The following is a 20357-nucleotide window of genomic DNA, read 5'->3' as shown; positions in this document are numbered from 1 at the left end:
AAAATTTCTTCGAAAATAGAAGAAACTTAGTAATATAAAATTATTAATCATGGCAAATTACACTAAATTCTGGAAGGTCTGGCTCCGCCTGAACCTCCTGACAAAAGATGTGGATAACGACTACACAGCCGAAGTATCCACCATGAAAAACTCCCTGCGTAACGAAGATATCGCGCAGCGGATAGTAAATGAAGGTTCGGAATATAAGTACGATACCTTGTTATCGATCATCAACCAGCATGACCGCATCATCCGTGAAGCGGTTATGGACGGTTACAGTGTATTAACGAAAACCTGCCAGTACACCCCGCGTGTGCTAGGTCCATGGATCGGCTCGAGTGCCAAATTTGATCCTGAGAAACATAAGGTGACGCTCGATATCACGCTCTCTTCTGAAATGCGTGAAGCCTTGAGCCATGTCGGAGTGGAAGTTCTGACGGTGAAGGATAGCGGTGCTAATATTGGCCTGGTTATCGATACGGTCACCGGCCTCTCCAATGATACCATCACTCCCGGCGACGATATCCGTATTGAAGGCGAAAAGATCCGTGTATCCGGTGAAGCCGCAGGTGTCGGTGTCTTCTTCATCGCCAGCGACGGTACGGAGCATCCCGTCACTCGCCGCCTGACAACGAACGATCCGAAATGCCTCCTGGCCCGTGTCCCATCAGACTTGGCAGACGGTCAGTACACCTTACGTATCGTCACCCAGTTCTCCAACACAACCACCCTGTTGAAAGAGCCCCGTACCATCGAGTACGAACGCCCTCTCACCGTAGGCACGGGTGGAAGTGGCGATGGTGACCGCCCCGAAATCGAATAACCTCCCCGCGTCGCATCGAGGCGCCGCCTTACGTCTCTCCGCGACGCACCCCATCGTCTCCCCTAAACGCAACGTTACGTCTCATCGAGACGCCGCACGGCGTTTAAGGGAGACGGTAATTTTACATCTCTAATTAATCTATTACGTGATATAATATCTTATATTTGTATGAGAAAAAATAAAGTTATGAATGCAGCCGTAAGAAAATTACCGATAGGCATACAAAGTTTTGAAGATATAAGGAACCAGGGTTTTTTATATGTTGATAAAACAGCCTTGATTTATAAAATGGCAACTATGGGAAAGCCTTATTTCCTGAGCCGTCCCCGCCGTTTTGGTAAAAGTCTGTTGTTGTCTACCATTGAAGCCTATTTTCAGGGGAAAAGAGAGTTGTTTAAAGGACTGGCTATCGAGAAACTGGAAACGGATTGGCTGGAATATCCTGTGTTGCATCTGGATCTGAATGCAGAAAAATATACTTCTATTGAAGCATTAACATATATACTGGAACGTCATATCAACGGATGGGAAGATACTTGGGGTAAAGATACGCGAGAGAATAGTTTGTCTGACCGTTTTATAGGTGTGATAACACGTGCTTACGAAAAGACAGGGCGTCAGGTCGTTGTTTTGATAGATGAATATGATAAGCCTTTGTTACAGGTATTTAATGATGAAAAGCTGCAAACGGAATACCTAAAGACTCTGAAAGCGTTTTATGGCGTATTGAAAAGTGCGGACCGTTATTTGCGGTTTGTTTTTAATCCGTTTAGTTTATTAAATACGTTGAGTTTTAGCCGGTTTGGAAGTTACTGGTTTCAAACCGGTACACCGACATTTTTGGTGGAATTATTAAAGCAGAGCGAATACGATTTGCGGACGTTAATCGATGGTGTGGAGATGAAAGAGTCTGCTTTCTCTGAATATAGGGTAGCCGAAAATAATCCGATCCCATTGATTTATCAAAGCGGTTATCTGACGATAAAGGATTATGATGAGCGTTTCCATCTTTATACTTTGCGATTTCCCAATGATGAGGTAAAATATGGTTTTCTTGATTTCATAACTCCGTTTTACACATCCGTCGGCGATGAAGACAATGGTTTTTATATCGGTAAATTTGTTCGTGAGTTGGAAAGTGGCGATGTGGACTCTTTCCTGACACGTTTGAAAGCATTCTTTGCTGATTTTTCGTATGAGTTGAATGATAAGACTGAACGTCATTATCAAGTTGTTTTTTATCTGGTATTTAAACAGATGGGGCAGTTTTGTGATGCGGAAGTCCGGAGTGCCCGGGGGCGTGCGGATGCTGTAGTTAAAACACAAGATTCTATCTATATTTTTGAATTTAAACTGAATGGTTCTGCTGAAGCGGCTTTAAAACAAATCAATGATAAAGGATACCTGATACCCTATATGGCTGATAACCGTAAACAGATAAAAGTCGGCGTTATGTTCGACGCCTCCGAACGTAATATCGGACAATGGCTTATTGAAGAATAAAAAAGGAATAGCCGTCTTATTCCCTGAATGAATAGACGGCTGAGATATTGATAATGTCCTGATGTAGCGGAAGCGCCCAGACAACTGTATTATCCGGAGTTATTTCTACCAGTAGTGGTTGCGATTTATCTTTACTATGTCCGTTCCAGTTACTTATCAGCGTGTTTCCGTTGTCATACCGGACCAGTTCGGCAACAAACAACAAAGAGATGTTCTGTAAGTCGTCGCTTCCGACTTTTCTGACAATCTGTTTGCCGGCGGGGGCTATCTCCACGAAATTATGCGCATCGCCGCAGGATACCAGCCAGTTTCCGTTTTTCAGTATCTGGATGGCGAAGGGGTTGCCACCGCATTCGACCCTGTTGATAATTTCCTTTTCTTTAGTCATTTCAACTACTTCCCCTTTTCCCATCAGTGGTATCAGGTAAGTGTTTTGCGGTGTCTTTACAATCTGGCGGAACTGGTCGTGCACACCTGTGATGCTGGTGTCAAACTTAATCTCTTCGACAGGATGGCCTTGCGGGTCGAGTTCGATGATGCGGGAAGGGGTGCCGCAGATTGCCAGCATGTAATGGCCGGAAGACAGCTGGGTTGCAGTGAATAATTCTTCCCCTTTCTTTGCTTTGAAGTCCCACACTGTCTGCTGATCACGGGTAATCATCCGGGCACCGGAAGTGTAGGCATACAGGATATTTCCTTCCCTGGTTATTTCAACATCGTTGCAGTCTTCCCCTTTGTTAAGTGGGTGACTCCATTCTATCTCTCCTGTTTTTTTGTCGAGAATTGCTACCTGTTTCCAGCCACAGCCGGAAACAAGCAACTTTTCTCTGGTATTGCTGCACGAGCAACAAGTGCTAATTACTACTACAATGCAAAACAGATATTTAAAATAGCGTTCTATCATTCTTCAGTCATTACTACACGGAATCCAACATTATATACTTTCTGATATTCACGGTACGGCAGGCGGAAAGAAGATGTCGAACGGTAAGGACGGTCGTACCAGGAACCTCCGCGTACAACCCGTTTGCCGTTTTCCGAAGACAATTCGTTTCGTCCGTCATTTTCGTTGTACGGGTAAGGCAGATAGGAAGACAAGGTCCATTCCCATACATTTCCGTGCATATCGAACAAGTCCCATGGATTGCGGACGTAACGTCCTACCGGTTCGGAGATGAAACCTCCGTCGTTGTAAGTCGTGTCGCGCGGAATCCAGTCGTCGTATTTATTGGGATTCTCTATCACCATGGCGCTTTCGTAGAATTTATAAGCGGTACAGGCGGCAAATTCTTTCAGCTTGATGTCTCCCAGGTTGGCACAGCGTGAGAAATCGGCCGACATGTCACCATACCAGAAAGGCGTATCGCTTCCGGCACGGCAAGCCCATTCCCATTGCGCTTCGGTAGGAAGCGAGAACCTCATGCCTGTCTTTTCGGATAACCATTTACAGTAATCCATCGCTTCCTGCCAGGAGATGCGTACGGCCGGCTGGTCGGGATGGTTCATGGAATAGCCTTTGCGTCCGAACTGGTAGCCGTGGCGGTGTTCGTCGCGACTATCGTGTGCCGGGTTATAGGCCCTGAACTGTGCGTTAGTGATTTCGAAACGCCCCATCCAGAAAGGTTTGTCTACCTGTACGATTGTTTGGGGCAATTCGTCCGGATGCCGGTCGCTACCCATGATGAAGGAACCTGCCGGAATTTTCACCAATTCCAAAGTAATACCGTTACCCAGCGGGATGCTTTTCTGGAAGTTGCCTAATGCCAATTGTTTCCATTGCGTGTTGTCCCATTGTGCGTATGATTTTTCGGTCGGGTCATAAAGAGGCCATTTAGCCAGCAGGGTATCGCCTAACGGTTTCTGTTCCTTTTCAAATCTGACGGGTTCTATATTCTGCGGGATTTCCGGTAACCATTCGGCTGTCGATTCCGGGGCACCGAACATTTCGCGGTATAGCTCACGAAGTTCATTACTCTTTTCTGCATCTTCAAACTTCGGAATGTCAGAACGGCGTCCGTGGAAAGGTGCATTGAAGTCTATCCAGCAGGCTAGCTTCTCCATAGACTCTTTATCCAGTTTAACGCCGTAATGCCCTTTCTGGAGAATCTGCATCAGTTCGGTCTGATCGGCATGTACGTCCATCGGAACCAGCATGTGCATATCGCTTTCGATACCCGGCCTACGCACGTAACGGTGCAGGTTGGCATACGAAAGTGTAAAATGTCCGCCGTTTTTCCAGGCTCTTCCCGATATGTTTGAAGTCCAGTCATTAATCCATTTGTCCCCTTTCAGGTACGGTTTTCCAAGTTTGTCCTGATTGTGGCAGGAGATACAATATTTATCCAAAACGGGTTGTACTTCGTGACGGTAGCTGAATCCTCTCTCTTTCCCGTACCATTCTTTGATGGCTTGCGGTTTTTGCAGGGATGCTTTTGTCCGCTTCGGAATGGCTATTGTTGATTTTTCTTCATGGCAACCTATACAAGAGACCGTTTCGCCCGGCATTCCGGTAAACCAGCTTCTCATAACCTGTAATGCTTTTCCCTCTGCATCCAGCGGTTGTACGAATACGGCCGTATTGGCAGGGATTGTGAACATGGCCGAGCCGTCTTCTTCGACATCCACTTCGCCCAGGATTCGCTTGATGTCCCACGGTCCGTCCATACCGATGGTGCCCAGCAATCCGCCTTGACCCCACGGGCTGAAGCTGAAAGAGCCGATGCGTAGTTTCTTTACTGTGCCACGTGGAATACCTTTTAGTCCTTCACCTTCATAAATATCTTGCAGAAAAACAGTGGAAGTTGAAGATGCCAGATTGATACGGTCGGGGATTACATTCGGTGATTTACGACTGTCCATTAGTACCGGTTCAAGGTAGGCAACGTTTTCCTCTTCGGCAATCAGAGTACGGTTATCGAACGTGTCGACCAGATAAAGTCCCCACAAGCTTTCCGGGTTTTCCTTCATGGAAACCAAATAGTATGTATCGTTCAATGGATACGGTTGCAGGAACTGCGGCCATATACCGTCGGGCAGGCGGTCGCGAACGACAGCTTCCACTTTTCTGCCGGCATACGGGATTTCGGCAACAACTCCGTCCGCTTCGTGGCGGCCTTTATTGGTATCGATGATCAGCATGCGTCCGCTGCGCGAAACGCTGTGATGACCGGAGGCTATGCCAACCACGGCTGATGGTCGTCCCGGTATGGGGCGAGCATTGAAGAATGAAGTCGGGAAGTAGGAGTTGGAACCATAGAAAGCCGATTGTGTGGTGCCGTCCGGATTCATGGTAAACAGCAGGCGCGAATTGGAATGGGGCAGGTCGGCATACTCCCAACGCTGGTAGAGCACAGTACCGTTGTCCATCATGACCGGTCCCCAATTGCTGTCCTGGTCGTATGTCAACTGACGGGTTTGTTTTGTTTTTGGATCATACAGGAATAATCCGCACATTTTATTTCCTCCATCTGTACAAGGCAGTCCGAGGAAGGTACCTGTCGAACAGAAGATGTATCGTCCGTCCGGTGTATAACATCCGTCGAAGCTGTCGAAATCTTTATATGTATCCGGGGTTAGTTGATGGGCTTTACCTGTGGTCAGGTCGAGTTCGAACAGATGCCAGCGGTCGGAGGTACCAATGGAAGAAAACATAAGTTTTTTCCCGTCGAAGTGTGGTTCCGGATCGGTGATGATTTTTCCGTCTTCCGGTTTGTACAGGAGAGATTGTTTTATTTTATCAGGGTTGACGGTTAATGAAACAAACTCGTTGGTCCAGCCTGCTTTCGGATTTCCAATCTCCGAATTATTCTGGAAATTGGAAGGGGCGATGCCCAGTTGCCCGCTCATGGCTGTACGGGCCTTATCGCCCAGCGTCCGGCGGATAGCTACCACCTGTTTGTCCGCCAGCAAAGGATTGGCCAGCAGGGCGGCATCCAGTTGTTTCAACAGTTTCTTTGCCTGTTTTTCCGCTTTGGGGTCCTTGGCTTTCAAACCGCTGATAAGTGTTTCCTTATCGGTTTTCAGTTCGCTGAGCGCTTTCTCCCAATCTTTATCGGGGTGGTAACTGTCAGGATATTTCTTTTTCAGGTTATCTATTGCCGATTTGTATTTTTCCGGTGAGTAATAGGTAAGCCTGTTAATCAGGCTTTGCCAGGAGTCCTGCGCCGAAAGGAGGAACGGACTACATAGTCCGGACACGATAAGTAATGCTGTTATAAGCCGTTTCATAGCGTAATTAGAATTATGTGATAAGATGAAGTTTAGTAATTACAAAAGTAAAGGCTATCCGGCTATAATCTTTGACAAAATAAGATGAATACTTTGCATAATCCGATATTGTACATTTAAATATTATTCCTACATTTACACCGGTTAACTAATAAATGTCTGATATGCTTGTCTCTTATTCTCCTTACGACCTGTCGTTACCCTTACTTTATGCTGACTATTCCCGGGTTGAAACCTGGTGGAATTATCAGGATGTTATCAGTCCGTTTTACCGGCTTTACCTGATTACGAAAGGGAAAGGAAAAGTCTATATTAATCAGAAGGGATACGAACTATTGCCCGGACAACTTTTCCTTATACCCAAGTTTGCTTTCCATAGTTATGAATGTGATGACTTTATGGAGCATTATTATATCTGTTTTTTCGATGAGACGAAAGGAGGGAAAGGTATCAGCAATCCGATGAAAATGGATTTGCAGATAGAGGCTACTCCGATGGATTATTCCCTGATGGAACGTTTTTTGGCGCTGAACCCGTATAAGTCGTTGCCGACGTCCGACCCGAAGCATTATGATAACGACAGGAATATTTATACCCGGGAAGATGAGGTTTCGGTTTCGACATTCTCCAACCTGGTAGAGAGTAGCGGTATCCTGCTGCAACTGTTTTCCCGTTTTATAACGGAAGAGTGTTTGCTTTCACCGGAGGCGAACAGCTTGTATGAAAAACTGGATGTGGCTATACAATATATAAATAAGCATCTGGACAAGCGTATCTCTGTCTCGGTTCTGGCTGATTTGATGTGTATTACTCCCGACCATTTTTCCAAAGTCTTTAAACGGATTATCGGCATGCCTCCCTGCGAATATATCCAGATGAAACGAATCGAACGGGCACAGACTTTACTGCTTACTTCCCATATGTCGATTATCGAAATTGCGGAAAAAGTAGGCATCACCAACCTTTCCCAGTTTTCCCGCCTGTTCTCAAAGATGGTCCGTTGTTCCCCGAGAGAGTATCGTGTAAAACAATTCAATGAATTGAAGTCGGATAATCATTCTATATAATAAAAATATCTCCCTACTGAAACAAATGCTTCAATAAGGAGATACCTGTGATGCTATCCGGCAGGCCGAGGATTTGTTACTTCTTCAGTTTTATCACTTCCGGAGTTCCTTTGGTAATGTAACGGATGATTACTTCGGGAGCGTCTTCACTGGTCTGCTCACAGGAGAAGGATACGGCTGATGAGCCTGCGGGAAGTACGGCTTTTCCCTGGGGCTGCACTTCGCTGATTACATTATAGTTCTTATCGGTTACTACGGCCTTACCGTCGAATGTGTAAAGCAGATACTGGCGATCTGAAATCTCGCAGGGGAACTTAATCACCCCCTGAGGCGTGGTGAATGACGGGTCTTTGATGGTTCCGTCTCCATCTACTTTCAGGCGGATGGCATATGTGCTTTCGTAGGGACTGCTCCATGACCAGTCGGCACCGCCCGGTTGTCCCGGTTGCATTTCGGACAGGTTGCAACGGAAATGTTTGGATATATAGAGCGGATACAGGTTGTAGTTCTGTTCGTCTGTTTTTTCCAGGTGCCATTCTGTTTGCGGATCTCTCAGACGGGCTTTCTGCTCGTCCGTGAATGCTTCTGCTTCGCGCAGCTTATCCCAGTTTTTGATCGCTTCCAGTAATTTATCGATTTGTCCGTGACGGCGCAAGGTGTTACTGTTGATTGTCATCGCATAACCGGCATCGAAACCAGCTGATTCGGATAATGCCCATTCCAGGTCTTCGAGGGAAGAACATTCGAAATTACGGTCGGCCAGACGGATCAGGAACCAACCCAGCATACGTGGGAACAGGTTGCGGTGGAAGAATGCCTGGTTTTTGATACGGTTTTCCACCTGGCCGGTACGCATCGCTTCGCCCCAGGGTTCACCCCAGTTCATACGAGTATGGATGTGCCATAAGTTATGGCTGAGGCGGCTGGCATCGTTAAGCACATTCTGGTCGAGCTGGTTGTAGAAGCGATAGACGAAACGGTTGTTTGCATATTCGTCCTGACCGGTGTAGGAACATCCTTCCAGACCGTCGAAGGATATCTGGCGGATACCTGTTTTATTCATTATCTCAGCCAGGCGGTCAGCGTATTTATCTTGCAGGACCAGATCAGGGAAGAGGGTTTTGTAAGGGTAGTCCCAGAGTTTGTACAGCGGTGTTTTCTGTGAATGGCTGGCGGCTGTTGTTCCCCAGGCACCTCTTTTACAGTTTTTCAGCAGGATGTTTTCTCCCTGCTCTTCTGTTGTGCCGTAAGTAATCAGCTCTTTGTCGATCTGAAGGGTGTTGAGCGTCATCGGCATGGAGAACAGGTCTGACTTTTTGATTGTAATGTCGGTCTGGTCTTTGTTCAGATCGGCTGTCAGGGTGAGTATGCCTTGTTTCAGCAAGTGGTCGGAAGGAACCGGTGTTACATAGGCGTCGTTTGTAGTCGTGAAGTTACTGAGAGTATGGACACCGACAGCGATACCCTGTGCCTTTGCCTTGTCTACCATCTTCTTTACGCCTTCATCCCCGCCTTTGGTGAATTTGGGGTCCCAGTTGAAATGTCCCCAGTCCAGGAACGGGCCGCTATGGTAAACGTATTCGAAACCGGCAATCTTAGCCTTGTCCAGGATCATATCAAAATTGTCTTCCGAGAAATCAGAGATCAGATAAGATTTCATGGCTGCGCGAGCTGTTTTCCCCCATTCGCCGTCGAACATCGGGTGGGGAAGTCCCTGCTCGATTTCAATCTCGCCGATACGGGCTAAAGCATCTGTATTCTTACAGCCGAAGAGAGCGATTTTTGAACCTTTTATCAGTCCGTCTTCCCCTTCGACCGGAAGGACCAGTGATTTCTGTATTTGCTGTACTTTGCGATATTCCTGTTTGTTTCTTCTGCGGGCGGAGAAATGGAATACCGTCCCGTCAGAAATATCGGCGGCTGCCAGTTTGAAGTCCGGGATGCTGGCTACCGACAGTTCAGCAGATTTTCCTTTATAACCGTATGTGCTGGTAATCAATTGCCCGTATTCCTCAGGGATACCGGCATTCGTTTTAATGTTCAGCGCTTGTATACCGAAAGCAACGCCGTTACCCTGTGCGACACCGACCACGTCTCCAACAACTTCATTGATCGTAACAGCTAACGGGCCGAACAGTAATACGTCGTATTTTTCCGGGATATTTGCTACCTCCAATGTGATGCAGACATCGCTTTCCTTATGTTTCAGTGTGATTGTGCCGCCGTCGGACATCGTTAGTTTAAGTTGGTTTCCGTTGGCGCTCATTTTGGACGGTGTTATGAGTTTGTTGTCCGTGCAGGCCGTTACGAGCGGATATTTACCCGTATGGAGAATATCCTTGCCTTCTACCAGGATAGAAGAAAAGTAACCTTCATTGTTTATCCCTATCTGGGTGGAACGGGTTTTCAGATTTACATGCTGGGCCCTGGCCTGAAAAACCAGCGCGAAGGCAAAAAGCAGCACTAGTCTGCCAATTACAGAGAGTCGTTTCATGTTTGTTTTAAATTATTTGTATAATGATTTGATTAGTGTCGGATCAAGTGATACAGACGGATTGAAGCGGTCGGATGCCATATATTGCAAGATGCTTTGCCTGAACTGGCGGGCAGCCGGACGTTTATCCAATTCCGTTTGCAGATCGGCACTGCATACCATCAGTTTGCCGTTACCGACTTTACCTTCCAACAGGATTCCCAACTTCCGGTTTGTGAACCAGTCGTCGATCAGATGTACAACCGGGCGGTAATCTGCTGGGAAGTCGTCCAGTACCATCGCATTGCAATGGCTTACCAGGTCCCACCATTGATAATCGCTATATTTCTCTGTGGGGAAAGCTGCCAGTGCCGGGTGTTTGGGATCACAGAGGATACCGAGCGTATGAGGCGGTTGTTTGTTGGTCCAAGCCGTGTTCCAGAAAATAGAGGAGAAGCCGACACTGATATTTCCTCCCTTTTCCGGCAGGATGCTTCCGGGTGACAACAGGAGCAGGACGTTTTCTCCTTTTTCCAGTTGTGCCATGGCTTGGTTATCCAATGTCGAAGTGATATAAGGTTGTTTATCTACCGTTTCTTGTTTTGCCGGATATACCCAGATATTCCATTGGTTTTTACTGCCGGTTTCTTTCACTTCCGCACTGACAACCAATTGCGTCGGTTTTTCTATGCCGGAGAATGGATATTCGATGTTTCCGGCAGGAATGCAATTGGTTACGGGCAGGTCTTTCACGAAGTTGCCCTGTGCAATCTTTTCTCCTGCCTGGTTGCTGATCTCCCAGGTGATATTGGCTGCCTGTAACGGTTTTTCTCCGAAATGTGCCACTTCGAGGGGAACGTTCAATGTCTCGTTGTTCAGCCAGACCATTTTCGGGAAACGGACAAGAGGAACTGTTTTGTTACAGAAAGTACTATACTCTTCCGGTGTTACATAACCTTTTTCTTCCCAGAAGGGATCAAGAACGCCGACAAGGGCTGTTCCTTGTCCCGGAAAATCATGCAGGTCGAGTAATTGGAAGCCGGCAAAACCGGGCGTACGGAGAGCCCCTTCAATGTCTGCTTTGTAGCAAAGTGTTTGCAGGCGTCCTGATGCAAACAGGAAATCGTCTGCTAAGTCAGCCATGTGATGTTCTTTCAAGGTTTCCTGAAATATCTCGAAGTTTTTAGCTTTCAGTACTCCTGTGTATTTTTCTATTTCTTTGAAATTCGGATAGACACACCACTGTCCGACTTCGTGGCTGACAGTCGGCATATTTTTCCGGATAATGTCGGCAAAGTCAAAGTCAGTACGGGGTTGTTGTGCGTTGATGATACTGTTCATACCTTCTCCCCAACGTTGGATGCGTGGTTCCATAGGATCCCAATAGTCGGCGTTTTCAACATAAGGCCAGCCACCGGCACTTGTATAGACGCGGCGGAGGTCTTTTGATTTCCAATAATCTATCAGGCCTGACAAATATGTAGCCTGATTGGCTCCTCCCGGCTCGTTACCGTAAGCCATCATACAGAAAGAAGGATGATTACCGTACTCTTTCAGGATGCGGTCGCTTTCGTCACGGAACCATTGGTCGGAGTAACCTCCGTCGCCAACTGTTGCCCAGCCTGCGCATTCGACTTGTAGGTAAATACCCATGCTGTCTGCTACTGCGAAAGCTGCTTCCGGTGGACACCAGGAATGGAAACGGACATGATTTAGACCGTGTGCTTTGCATTGGTTATATATTTTTGCCCAGTAAGTATTGTCCATTGCCGGATAGCCTGTTAGTGGGAATATACAACATTCCAGAGTCCCGCGAAGGAATACTGGTTGTCCGTTTATTTCGAAACGCGTACCGTTCGCCTTAAACTCCCGGAGACCGAATGTGCGGCATTGTTCTTCTTTATTTTCGCCGTTTTTGATAACTGCATGTAAAGTGTAAAGGTTCGGAGTGTGTTCAGACCAGAGCTGAGCGTCATCACCCATTGCTAGAGTGGCCTCCTGTATCATACCGGAACCAGAAGTGATCTCTATTTTGTAAGGTTTGCCAACGATACTTCCATTTTTCTTCTCTATCTGAAGAAGTAGGGAAGAACCGTTCGTTCCGATTGTTCCGTCCAACGAGACTATAGCTTTGATCGTTTTGTTTGTGATATTCGGGTAAATCTGTATATCGTCTATGTAGAGGGACGGTTTGGCTGTCAGGCTGATTGTCCCGATGACACCATTCCAGTTCGATTGGGTATGGTCGGATACACTGTGTGCGTTTGTGCCCACTTCTATATTTACCCGGTTATCTACGCGGAGAGTTAACGTGTGTTTTCCGGGGGACAATTCATTAAAAGTGTGTCTGTACGGAGTGGACAGTGATTCGTGTTTCCCCATTTCCATGCCATCCAGAAAGAGCGTTGTTTCCCAGTGCGTGCGTTCCAGTTCGAGTTCTATCGGGCGGCCGTTCCATGAAGCGGGTATCTCTACTTCCTTCTGATACCATGCAACTCCTACATAATGCTTGTCCGGGTTCAGCCAGAAAGGAACTTTGATATTTCCCGGCTGACGGAATTTCTCATATTGGGGAGCGTCATACCATGATCTGTCGACGATTTGTCCGGTCCAGGGTGTTTCTATTCCGACATTGTCGCCATATCCTTGTTCCTGTAATGAACCGGGCAGATGAATTGTGTCGTTTAAAGATTTGTTATACCATTGTTCTGTTAATCCGATGTCATTAGGATCGAGGGCAAATAGCCATTTCCCTTGCAGGGATTGTTTGTCATCAACCTGACGACAGGCCATTAGAGATAAAAAGATAAATAGGACTGATAAGTACTTTTTCATATGTAAATAAATTGCACTCCCTATCTCAAGAGAGCCGTTTAAACCATTAATAAATTGATTTTTTTAGAGTTCAGACAAAACAAAAGAGAGCACTTGTATAGATACAAATGCGGTTGGCTATTATCTTTGGGCATTTTATAATTTTACAACAGCTAAGAAAAAAAATTTCATACACGCGTTAAAGGACTCGCAGTCTTGACCGCTTAGCAGTTGAGATCAGTTTCATGAGCGACCTCTTGCTGTTTCTTACGACAACAAGCCAGTAAAAATCGACCTTCTCTATGTTTTTAACCTACTTCTGGGATTGGACCATCATCACGGCTGATTTTAACTTTATAGCCAAGTGCTTCCAGCTCTTTCTTCAAGTAATTTTTCCGTTTCTGCTCCATCCTTTGGTTGAGATATTCCGCACCGAGTTCCTTATACTCACAAGCCTCTTTCAGTACATGCCATACCGATTTCAGGATCGAGTGTCCTACTGCTACTAAAGCCCTCTTTTTCCCTCGACGGGCGGCTAAACGGTGATAACGTGCACTGTAAAAGGTGTTCTTGGTACGGGTGGCTGCCCACGCAGCCTCCGTGATTACGGCTTTCAACTGTTTGTTGCCATGGGTGGTTCTACCACTTTTTTTTTACCTGCGCTCTCGTTATTGCCAGGACAGACACCGGCCCACGAAGCCAGGTGCTTTTCGGTTGGAAAGGCTTCCATATCCACACCTATCTCTGCTATCAGGTCTTCAACCGTTTTCCGGCTAAGTCCGGGGATCTTCTGCAAGAGTTCCATCACATTCTCATAAGGAGATAAAACCTCTTTTATACGGCAGGTAAGGTCAGCTATGATGGCTTTCGTCTGTTCCATATCTTTACGGATGGTCTGCAACATATAGATGTGATGCGGTTCTATAAAGCCTTCACAAGCCTGATAAAGAAGTTCCGGACTGGCTTCAAGTTTTTTATGATAGATGCAAGTTATGTCATCCATTGTTACATGACCCTTATCGATCAACATATCTATCAGCTTGTTCGCCACGACTCCGTCCAGGCTGCACACCACGCTGGAAAGTTTGATGTTACAATCTTCCAGGATACGAACAATACGGTTTTTCTCAGAAGATACATGCTGGATCAACTTGTTACGGTAACGGGTTAAATCACGAAGCTCACGTTGTTCACGCTCCGGGATATAACTCGGTTTCAACAAACCTGCTAAAAGCAGTTTGCAAATCCAGGCACTATCCTTTTTATCCGTTTTGTGCCCGGGAACATACTTGATGTGCCGTGCGTTCACGATCCAGACTTTCATATCAGGACATTCAAGAATCTTATAGACCGGCTTCCAGTAAACACCGGTACTTTCCATGGCTACATGCGTAATGCCACTGGATAATAACCATTCTTTTAATTCTGTCAAAGAACTACTGAAGGTCTTGTAACTGCGGGTTTCAGTTTTGAGACCTTCGCCACTTATCGTAGCAACTACCATGTCCTTGTGGACATCTATTCCACAACCCCGGAGGATGACTTGTTCAAAAGGTACTGTTTTCATTGCATTCGTTTTTTCGAGTGAATGACACTAAAGTAAACAATACCCCCCTATTTACATGCTCTTGGACGAAATTTATTTCATGGATGTTTCATGAGTATTTAATAATATGTGAAATTATGATGCAAAGGAATCGTGTTCTCGATAAAAAATCAATAGATAATATACTCTTATAGATGGATTATATTCTGATTTGGTGATTTTATTTCTTTATTTTTCTCTTTTATTGGTTGCTCGGGTAAATGGTTGTTTATACATTAAAAATATAGAGGTTGGTCTAAATAGTAAAGAGGTACATCCAATCTTGATTTACACTTGGTATAAACCGATTAAGAAGTACCTCTTAATTTATAAATTATTTGAATATACGACTGTTTACAGCCATTCCTTCATGAAGTTATCCATTTCTTCCGCATGTTCTTCCAGGCTTTGCAGTAGTTTGAACTGGGCTTTTGTACGGATCAGATTATGTTTCGGGCTGTGGATCTTATAATATGTATCACCGTTGATATAGTCTGTCAGGAAGCGTACGGTCTGCATGTAAGTCAGCAGGCGGCCACCATAAGGAAGCAGGCTGATTTCGAGCGGAGAAAGGAATGCCTTGGCTGTTTCCATGTAACCACGGGTATAAGCCTTAAAGATATCCATGTTTACATTTACATTGTCCAGATTTTCATCATCTTCGACACCTGTATTGGCACCTGTACGGATAAAGTCACCGATATCGGACAATACGAATCCCGGCATTACCGTATCCAGGTCGATTACGCAAAGTACCTTGTCGGTATCGGCATCGAACATCATGTTGTTAACCTTCGTGTCGCAATGGTTGGTACGTTTCTGCAACTTGCCTTCACGGTACAGACGTTCCTGAATGCACATTGCTTCGGCACGTTTTTCAATTTCTTCGATCAGATCTTTCACTTCTTCCAGACGTCCGGCAGCGTTAGCCTTTACTGCATCATGGAATTGTTCCAGACGGAATTCCATATTGTGGAAGTTAGGAATTGTTTCTCCCAGTGAACCTTCGGGCAGGTCTGCCAGCATAGACTGGAAATCACCGAAAGCCTTACCGGCTTCGTATGAAAGATCCGGAGTTACTTCTTCGTAGCTTTTGCTGTTGGGGATGAACAAACATACACGCCAATAGCTGTCGCCATCGAAATAATATGGTTTACCATCTTTAGTCGGAAGGAAAGTCAACACTTTGCGGTCGATATCGCTTTCGCCTTTAGCTTCCAGTTTTTTGCGGATATGAGTCGTTACAATATTGATATTGTTCTGTAACATATCTACATTGGTAAAAATCAGATGGTTGATACGTTGTAATACGTATTTGATCTCGCCTTTTTCGTTTGTTACTTTCAGCGTGTCGTTAATGTGTCCGTTTCCGAAAGGTTCAGCGGAAACAACTTTTTCTGCCAGTGTGAACTGGTCGAGAATGTTCAGTAATTCTTCTTTTGTTTTTGCCATGGTATTTATTAATTGACAATTGATAATTGACTATTGAAAACAAGTTGTTGTTGTACTCTTTTCAATCATGCATGCAAATGTAAAAATAATCTTTGATAAAATAAAAAAGGCAACGAGTCTGTTCGCTGCCTTTTTTATAAATTCATTTTGAATTGTTAATTGAACTTTGTCAATCTACAATTATTTTTTGTTGCGGTTACCGTAACGGCTCATGAACTTATCAACACGTCCTGCTGTATCCACCAGTTTAGATTTACCAGTGTAGAACGGGTGAGAAGTGTTAGAAATTTCGACTTTTACCAACGGATAAGTAACACCGTCAATTTCGATAGTTTCTTTTGCATTGATAGTTGAACGAGTGATAAATACATCTTCGTTTGACATGTCCTTGAATACTACAGGACGATAGTTTTCAGGATGAATTCCTTTTTTCATTGCTTCTTTATCTAATTTAATTTATACTCTTATTAGTTTGGTAACCGGTAAATTGGCTTGCAAAGGTATGGATTTGCTTCAAACTAACAAAGAAAATCGAACTATTTTTTCCGAAGGCATTACTTTTGTATTATTTTATATGCTTAAAAGCATAAAGTTTTCAGAGAGTTCTTATCTTTGTGCAGAATTTTCAATCATTAACGTAATAATATATACTACAATGGTAAATTACAAAGATTTAGGTTTGGTGAACACAAAAGAAATGTTCGCTAAAGCCATCAAAGGCGGATATGCAATTCCGGCTTTCAACTTCAATAACATGGAACAGATGCAGGCTATCATCAAGGCTGCTGTTGAAACAAAATCTCCGGTTATCCTTCAGGTTTCTAAAGGTGCTCGTCAGTATGCTAATGCAACACTGTTGCGTTACATGGCTCAGGGTGCAGTTGAATATGCAAAAGAATTAGGCTGTCCGAATCCTCAGATTGTTCTGCACCTGGATCACGGTGATACATTTGAAACTTGCAAGAGCTGTATCGACTCAGGTTTCTCTTCTGTAATGATTGACGGTTCTCACCTGCCTTATGAAGAAAACGTAGCTTTGACTAAGAAAGTTGTTGACTATGCTCACCAGTTCGATGTAACAGTTGAAGGTGAACTTGGTGTATTGGCTGGTGTTGAAGACGAAGTTTCTTCAGATCATCACACATATACTGACCCTGAAGAAGTAATTGATTTCGCTACTCGCACAGGTTGCGATTCATTGGCTATCTCAATCGGTACTTCTCACGGTGCTTATAAATTTACTCCGGAACAGTGCCACATCGACCCGAAGACTGGCAAAATGGTTCCTCCTCCATTGGCATTCGAAGTATTGGATGCAGTAATGGAAAAACTTCCGGGATTCCCTATCGTTCTTCACGGTTCTTCTTCTGTTCCTGAAGAAGAAGTTGAAACAATCAACAAATTCGGTGGTGCTTTGAAGGCTGCTATCGGTATTCCTGAAGAAGAATTGCGTAAGGCTGCTAAATCTGCTGTTTGCAAGATCAACATCGACTCAGACTCTCGTCTGGCTATGACTGCTGCAATCCGTAAGACTTTCGCTGAAAAACCGGCTGAATTCGACCCACGTAAATATCTGGGCCCGGCTCGCGATAACATGGAAAAACTGTACAAGCACAAAATTCTTAATGTACTTGGTTCAGACAACAAACTTTAATCAGATAACGGATTAAATATATTAGGAAGCCATCCCGTGTTTGCGGGGTGGCTTTTTGTTTTTTCTCCTTTTTTATTGTATAAATATAAAATTAAATATTTTATTATTTGTAAGTTTGTAATTGAATTTTAAGCTTTCTCATGATAACTGGCAAAGTATAAATGGAGCAGAAAATAAGAGAGTTCGATAAGTGGTATGAACAATATGTTGATGAATTGTTTTCGTATGGAATGGCATTCGGTATGGAGAAAGAATATATGCTGGATGTCATACATGATGTTTTTTTACATTTATACGAATCGGTAAATAAAATAGAAATGCCTGATAATCCCAAGTTTTATTTACTTCGTTCTCTTAAAAACAGAATTATATCCTCTAAACAAAAGAATTTCAATTTATTAAGTCTTGATGACAATATGGAATATGAGTTCCAGATTAAGGTCGATGCACTTGCATTACTGGAAGATGAGGAGGAACGGTTGGCTTATGAAGAACAACTGGATAATTTATTCCGTTTATTGACCAATAAACAGCGTGAGGTTGTTTACTTGCATTTTATGCAGGAACTGAGTTATCAGGAAGTAGCGGAAATTCTTCATATAACGCCTAAAAGTGTACGTAAAATTATTTATCGTGCGTTGGAACGTATGCAAGGAGGAGTAGCTCCTTTATGGCTAGTCTTTATTTTTCTGGCTGAATCGTAAAAAAGGAAAAGGGTAACCCCATATGGAATTACCCTCCCGAATTAAAAACTCATCTGTAGTATTAATCTATTTATTGGTCTTTATTTGTCCCAGAATGGTGCCTGAACAAGCGTCGGGTCCTTATCTATCTCTTCCTGATAAATTGGATACCAATAGAATTTACGTTCATAAACCCGTTTGATGTATTGTGTACGGACGAAGAATGCTTTGGGGTTATTCGGGTCATCAGACAATTCTGTTCCGCTGAAATTCATGCCATACATTGGCTGGTCCAAGACTTCTTCCGCTTTTTTCCATCGGCGCAGATCAAAATAGCGGATACCATTTTCACAACACAATTCTACACGGCGTTCATGATAAATAGCCTGTCTGACTTCTTCCTGGCCGTTTAAAGGAATCTTGTTGAAACCATTGCTGTCAATTCCGGTTCCATATTGCGGAACGCCTGCACGTTCACGAATCAGGTTCAGGTATTTTAAAATGTCCGCGTTACCCGGATCACATTCATTTAATGCTTCGGCATAATTCAGGTAAGCTTCCCCTAAACGATAAAGTATTCCCGGGCGATATGGATGTATATTATCACGCTGGTTTTGTTCCAAAGAAACTTTTTTACGATTCAGATAACCATTTTGAGGAGCATCGTGTGTGGGGCCACCGTCTTGTTCGTTAGACATCATTTGTACTTCGCGGTTGGCTTGATGGTACCATTGCCGGTTCCACATAACGGTCAGATAGAAACGAGGTTCCCGGTTGATATACATATTATATGTGCCAGTAGCTGCAACCTGATTGTAAGTATTGCCGTCTGTACCGACAGAATCGACTGTTGCTCCCGGGCAATTGCGATACAGGTTGTATTTGGTTTTGCGGATATCTGGCTGGTCGGAGAAACCACGCTCTGTATAACCTGACTTTTCATTGATAACCGGCGAACCGTAGTTACTTTTATAACCGGTAATGGGTAATGAACCATCTTTCATGGAGAAGGCATCGACTAATGTCTGATAAATACCTAATCCTCCGTTACCGGATGCTCCGCGTGGAGTAGCATGTTTTTCAAATTCACTGAAGTTGCTGTCTGAACGAACGAATAATGCTTCCGGATTCACATCTCCACGCAGGAATAGCACGTTATAGCAGGACATGAAAGGATCAATGCTCCCGTCTGCATTATATTCGCGTACCAAGTCGTGACCGGCAGCATGGGCTGCCTCTATCAATTCCTTGCAGGCATCTGCCGCGCGGTTCCATTTGGAGGCGTCATAAGTCTGGCTAAAACGATCTTTACCGTCATAGTTTTTTAATCCATTATACCATTCATTGCCGTTGACCAGCGGGCTGGCAGCAAATAATAACATACGGGCACGGACTGCGAGACACATAATGGAAGTGGCACGTCCATAGAACTGTGTTGATTCGCTTAGCCAGGAAGTCGGCAGTTTTTTTGATAGGCTGACTAATTGTCCGTCAATCCAGTCAACCATTTCGTCGAAAGGTATCTGCCCGCGCATTAAATTGGGATCATTGACATCTGCCAATCCGTCGAAGAAAGGAACACTGCCGTATGCTTCAATCATCATCCAGTAATAATAGGCAATCAGAAAGCGACATTCATCTTTCATTCTTTCTATCTTTTCTTCTGTAACTCCCTGATCCGGAAGTGCATGAGCATTTTCAATAAACTGATAGGCAGAACGAATACGTACAGGGCATTGACTCCATACCGCTCCGTCCCAGGAGGAACTTGTAAACCATTGTCCAATTACGAAATTCAGTGTATTACCCCACCACTGATACCAACGTTGGGAAGGATCGAGGTCATCTCCCATACTGTCATAGCCATAATCTCTCAACAGACTCCAGTAAGGGTCAGGAACCCTGTTATAAACCCCGGAGAGCCAGTCCTCGGTTCTGGTTTTATCGTTAAATACCATTTCCATTGTTAGTGTATCATCCGGTGCATTATCCAGGTAATCCGTACAACTATTGAGGGATAAGCCTAAAAATGATAAGCCAATATATTTGAGTAGTTTCATTTTCTATATGTTTTAT

14 protein-coding genes are annotated in these 20357 nt (G+C 44.5%); 5 read left to right on the top strand and 9 right to left on the bottom strand.

Annotated elements, in window-relative coordinates:
* Positions 1-49 precede the first annotated feature (49 nt).
* On the top strand, positions 50-823 hold the full coding sequence (locus K6V26_RS15485; protein ID WP_007659121.1) for a DNA-binding domain-containing protein: 774 nt from the start codon (positions 50-52) through the stop codon (positions 821-823).
* 186 nt (positions 824-1009) lie between these two features.
* Complete coding sequence (locus tag K6V26_RS15480) at positions 1010-2326, top strand: ATP-binding protein (protein ID WP_224265848.1); 1317 nt, start codon at positions 1010-1012, stop codon at positions 2324-2326.
* A 16-nt stretch (positions 2327-2342) separates the two neighbouring features.
* On the opposite strand, the gene K6V26_RS15475 is transcribed toward K6V26_RS15480, so the two are convergent.
* Positions 2343-3230 (bottom strand): beta-propeller domain-containing protein, encoded by an 888-nt coding sequence (locus K6V26_RS15475; protein WP_129698205.1) that lies wholly within the window; start codon positions 3228-3230, stop codon positions 2343-2345.
* Entirely contained in the window at positions 3227-6553 is a 3327-nt protein-coding gene (locus K6V26_RS15470) for an SUMF1/EgtB/PvdO family nonheme iron enzyme (protein WP_224265792.1), read from the bottom strand. Before K6V26_RS15470 ends, K6V26_RS15475 begins: the two co-directional genes overlap by 4 nt.
* Positions 6554-6717: 164 nt before the next feature.
* On the opposite strand from K6V26_RS15470, the gene K6V26_RS15465 reads away from it, so the two are divergent.
* Complete coding sequence (locus K6V26_RS15465; protein WP_007659116.1) at positions 6718-7620, top strand: AraC family transcriptional regulator; 903 nt, start codon at positions 6718-6720, stop codon at positions 7618-7620.
* Between the two features lie 76 nt (positions 7621-7696).
* On the opposite strand, the gene K6V26_RS15460 is transcribed toward K6V26_RS15465, so the two are convergent.
* The 6 genes from K6V26_RS15460 to K6V26_RS15435 form a co-directional block, all read right to left on the bottom strand.
* Positions 7697-10114 (bottom strand): hypothetical protein, encoded by a 2418-nt coding sequence (locus tag K6V26_RS15460; RefSeq protein WP_224265791.1) that lies wholly within the window; start codon positions 10112-10114, stop codon positions 7697-7699.
* A 12-nt stretch (positions 10115-10126) separates the two neighbouring features.
* Positions 10127-12928: a sugar-binding domain-containing protein gene (locus K6V26_RS15455; RefSeq protein WP_224265790.1), complete on the bottom strand. Its 2802-nt coding sequence runs from the start codon at positions 12926-12928 to the stop codon at positions 10127-10129.
* Positions 12929-13215: 287 nt separating this feature from the next.
* Entirely contained in the window at positions 13216-13524 is a 309-nt protein-coding gene (locus K6V26_RS15450) for a hypothetical protein (protein ID WP_007657317.1), read from the bottom strand.
* Positions 13521-14474, bottom strand: coding sequence for an IS110 family RNA-guided transposase (locus tag K6V26_RS15445; protein WP_010800681.1), 954 nt, complete (start codon positions 14472-14474; stop codon positions 13521-13523). Before K6V26_RS15445 ends, K6V26_RS15450 begins: the two co-directional genes overlap by 4 nt.
* A 372-nt stretch (positions 14475-14846) precedes the next feature.
* Positions 14847-15944, bottom strand: a complete 1098-nt coding sequence (locus tag K6V26_RS15440) for a phosphotransferase enzyme family protein (protein WP_224265789.1) — start codon at positions 15942-15944, stop codon at positions 14847-14849.
* A gap of 180 nt (positions 15945-16124) precedes the next feature.
* Positions 16125-16379 carry a type B 50S ribosomal protein L31 gene (locus K6V26_RS15435; protein ID WP_007659112.1) on the bottom strand — a complete coding sequence of 85 codons (255 nt, stop codon included), beginning with the start codon at positions 16377-16379 and terminating at the stop codon, positions 16125-16127.
* Between the two features lie 220 nt (positions 16380-16599).
* On the opposite strand from K6V26_RS15435, the gene K6V26_RS15430 reads away from it, so the two are divergent.
* Together K6V26_RS15430 and K6V26_RS15425 are read left to right on the top strand one after the other, a co-directional pair.
* The gene (locus K6V26_RS15430) at positions 16600-17598 is read left to right on the top strand and encodes a class II fructose-bisphosphate aldolase (RefSeq protein WP_044214855.1); all 999 of its coding nucleotides are present in this window, start codon (positions 16600-16602) and stop codon (positions 17596-17598) included.
* A 161-nt stretch (positions 17599-17759) separates the two neighbouring features.
* On the top strand, positions 17760-18302 hold the full coding sequence (locus K6V26_RS15425) for an RNA polymerase sigma factor (RefSeq protein ID WP_195438643.1): 543 nt from the start codon (positions 17760-17762) through the stop codon (positions 18300-18302).
* 80 nt (positions 18303-18382) lie between these two features.
* Here K6V26_RS15425 and K6V26_RS15420 read toward each other — a convergent pair whose 3' ends face one another.
* Positions 18383-20341 carry a RagB/SusD family nutrient uptake outer membrane protein gene (locus K6V26_RS15420; protein WP_224265788.1) on the bottom strand — a complete coding sequence of 653 codons (1959 nt, stop codon included), beginning with the start codon at positions 20339-20341 and terminating at the stop codon, positions 18383-18385.
* Positions 20342-20357: the final 16 nt, after the last annotated feature.

It is taken from the genome of Parabacteroides goldsteinii, from assembly GCF_020091425.1.
GTDB classification, from domain to species: domain Bacteria; phylum Bacteroidota; class Bacteroidia; order Bacteroidales; family Tannerellaceae; genus Parabacteroides; species Parabacteroides goldsteinii.
The sequence above is the reverse complement of the archived record's forward strand: the minus strand, read 5'-3'. Positions and strand labels throughout refer to the sequence as shown.